We start from the raw sequence: 2516 nt of genomic DNA, 5'->3' as shown, positions 1-2516 counted from the left end.
TCTGTAGAGCGACCATAAGACCAGAACAGAGTAAATCTGTTAAGGCAGGTGCGAAACCCCGCAAGGGAAAGAAGCAGAAACCTAAATCGTGAGGTTTGGGAATCACCGTCCGTTTACGGTGGTGAGGATGTCAAAAGAGCATTGTCTAACCAACATTATAGCTAACTTGAAAAAGGTGCGTTACACGCGCGTTTTCGCACCCCACAAGAGCGGCGATCGCACTTAGACTCACAGCTTCAATCAATGTGCAGGGTGCGTTCCCCAAAATCGATCGGTGGAGCAGTAGGAGTCAGATTAGGGAACGCACCCTACGGCTACAGAAAAAGTTATCATCTGATAGAATAGAATAGAATAGAGGGAGTAGTGTTACTTAGTCATTATATTATTAATGATCTCGATTAATGTATAACTTATCTCAAGTTCAAAAGATAGCTGAGTTTTTAAAGCAGCATCCGGGGAAAAATTTAATGCAAGACAAATTGCAGAAGCGATTGTTGCAAAGTATCCCGAAGACTATAAGGAAAAGCGAAATAATGAAAGATTTCCCAGCGATAGAGCTTTTATTTCTCAGGTTGTCGCTGAAATTGGCTCAAATAAGGATAGTCTTATCAAGAAAGAACCACATATTTGCTGCCAGGATAAACCTCGTCCAAGAATTTACTGGTATGATCCTGAAAAATTGATTGATCAAGATTCTCCCTACTTTACTGTCTCTCAAAATAATAACGAAGATAGTGAGTTAGAAGAAGAAATTTCTGTGCAATCTGTTCCGTCCACAAAAGTTTTATCAGAACTAGAACTTTATCCATTTTTAATTGATTTTCTCAAAATAGAATACAAGCTTTATTGTCAAAGAATTGATGAGAAACGCTCTAAGAATCAACGGGGAGCAGGAGGAAATCAATGGTTACATCCTGATATTGTGGCAATGCAGGCAATTGATAAGGAATGGCATGAGTTGGTCAGAACTTGCGTTCAAGAAGGAGAAGGAAGAAGAGTCAGGCTCTGGTCTTTTGAGGTTAAAAAGGAACTGAATAGCTCTAATATTAGAAGTAGCTTTTTTCAAGCAGTTAGTAATTCTAGTTGGGCTAATGAAGGATATTTAGTCACAACTTCTATAACTGATAATATTGAACAAGAACTGCGTATGTTGTCTGCACTTCATGGAATTGGAGTCATTATTCTAGATACGGAAAACCCTTCTGAAAGTGAGATATTTTTACCAGCAAAATCTAGGGCAGAAATTGACTGGCAATCAGTGAATCGTATTGTGGTTGAAAATGATGATTTTAAAGATTATATTGAGCTAGTTTCAACTTATTACCAAACTGGAAGAATTAGAAGTCGGGATTGGAATAAAATTTGATAGATTTTCATAATCCCCGACGTTGGTGATTAAAACCCTTAACCGTTTGTTCGGATATCTCCTAGGGTACTGCAAACAATCTACTTTAAGGAGACTTATCACAGAAGCCTTCTGTGTGAAAACGAGGTCTATACTGATGGAATATCCGCAAAATAGCCCTAAAAGTCTTGCTCGATAAGCATTTCACGATTCCATAAGCAAAAATTATCACACAAAGTCGAGAAGAGCCAGATTCTTAGATATGACTGCACTTTGTCACAAAATTTTACTATTATTTTGACACTCTTAATGGTTAGAAGGTAAACAGCGATCGCCCTATCTCAAATTAGAAAAAAGCGATCCTAAAACCGAATAAATTCAGTAACAATCAGTAGTGAAAAAATTCAACCAGGCGATCAGCCACTATCATTGCTAATCGTTCGTCAAGACTGCCAATTTTGGCAACAATTCGGATTTTGTCAATCGCCCTAATTTGGTCTAAAGCGATACTACCTCGCACATTTTCTTGGTCAATTGTGATTCTAGTTGGGTAATTTTTGACATTACTGGTGATTGGTGCAATAACGATTGTTCTTAATCGAACATTAATCTCACTAGGAGAAACAACAACACAAGGCCGAGTTTTTTGCAGTTCAGACCCCCTAGTTGGATCGAGTGCCACCAACAGGATGGCAAATCTTTCTACCATTGATTTTCTCGCTCAAACTCGTTTTCTACCCCCAACCAATCCTGTAAATCGGCTTCAAGAGGAGCATCATCAAATAACTCAGACCAACCTTCCCTCACCTTCTTTTTAGCACTCAGAATAATCATTTTACCATCAACTATCGCCTCAACTTCATCTGTGAATTCACACTGTTCCATGATTGCTTGAGGAATTGTAATTGCTTGGGAATCACCGATTTGTACGATTTTCAGCAACATTTTGACGACCAGATAAACATAGGATAATTATATCAATCTATACCGATCAGAGGGAGATCGCCTCTCCCTATTTTTTCAGAAAAGCGATCGCCTGATTAAAGGTGATCAAGTTATCGAAAATTTGGGTTAAAACCCCGTCGTTTTACGACGGCTTTAAGCTACAATGGAAAAAGCGATAACCAAGCTAAAAACTGAACCTTGACCACAGATAGTAGGGGGTTTCGTT

3 protein-coding genes are annotated in these 2516 nt (G+C 38.6%); 1 reads left to right on the top strand and 2 read right to left on the bottom strand.

What is annotated here, in order from left to right; genetic code table 11:
• Positions 1 to 679 precede the first annotated feature (679 nt).
• Positions 680 to 1366, top strand: coding sequence for an HrgA protein (locus EWV84_RS16915; RefSeq protein ID WP_287078942.1), 687 nt, complete (start codon positions 680 to 682; stop codon positions 1364 to 1366).
• A gap of 367 nt (positions 1367 to 1733) precedes the next feature.
• Here EWV84_RS16915 and EWV84_RS16910 read toward each other — a convergent pair whose 3' ends face one another.
• Both EWV84_RS16910 and EWV84_RS16905 read right to left on the bottom strand, forming a co-directional pair.
• Positions 1734 to 2054, bottom strand: coding sequence for a type II toxin-antitoxin system PemK/MazF family toxin (locus tag EWV84_RS16910; RefSeq protein ID WP_287078940.1), 321 nt, complete (start codon positions 2052 to 2054; stop codon positions 1734 to 1736).
• The gene (locus EWV84_RS16905; protein ID WP_271972053.1) at positions 2048 to 2290 is read right to left on the bottom strand and encodes an AbrB/MazE/SpoVT family DNA-binding domain-containing protein; all 243 of its coding nucleotides are present in this window, start codon (positions 2288 to 2290) and stop codon (positions 2048 to 2050) included. The genes EWV84_RS16910 and EWV84_RS16905 overlap by 7 nt, the downstream gene beginning before the upstream one ends.
• Positions 2291 to 2516 lie beyond the last annotated feature (226 nt).

The sequence above is a fragment of the Microcystis sp. M_QC_C_20170808_M3Col genome (assembly GCF_007095505.1).
Taxonomy (GTDB): domain Bacteria; phylum Cyanobacteriota; class Cyanobacteriia; order Cyanobacteriales; family Microcystaceae; genus Microcystis.
The sequence above is the reverse complement of the archived record's forward strand: the minus strand, read 5'-3'. Positions and strand labels throughout refer to the sequence as shown.

Bases quoted from the DNA above. Each gene is read 5' to 3' on its own strand.
- EWV84_RS16905 (WP_271972053.1), bottom strand. From the start codon at position 2,290: ATGTTGCTGAAAATCGTACAAATCGGTGATTCCCAAGCAATTACAATT.
- EWV84_RS16910 (WP_287078940.1), bottom strand. From the start codon at position 2,054: ATGGTAGAAAGATTTGCCATCCTGTTGGTGGCACTCGATCCAACTAGG.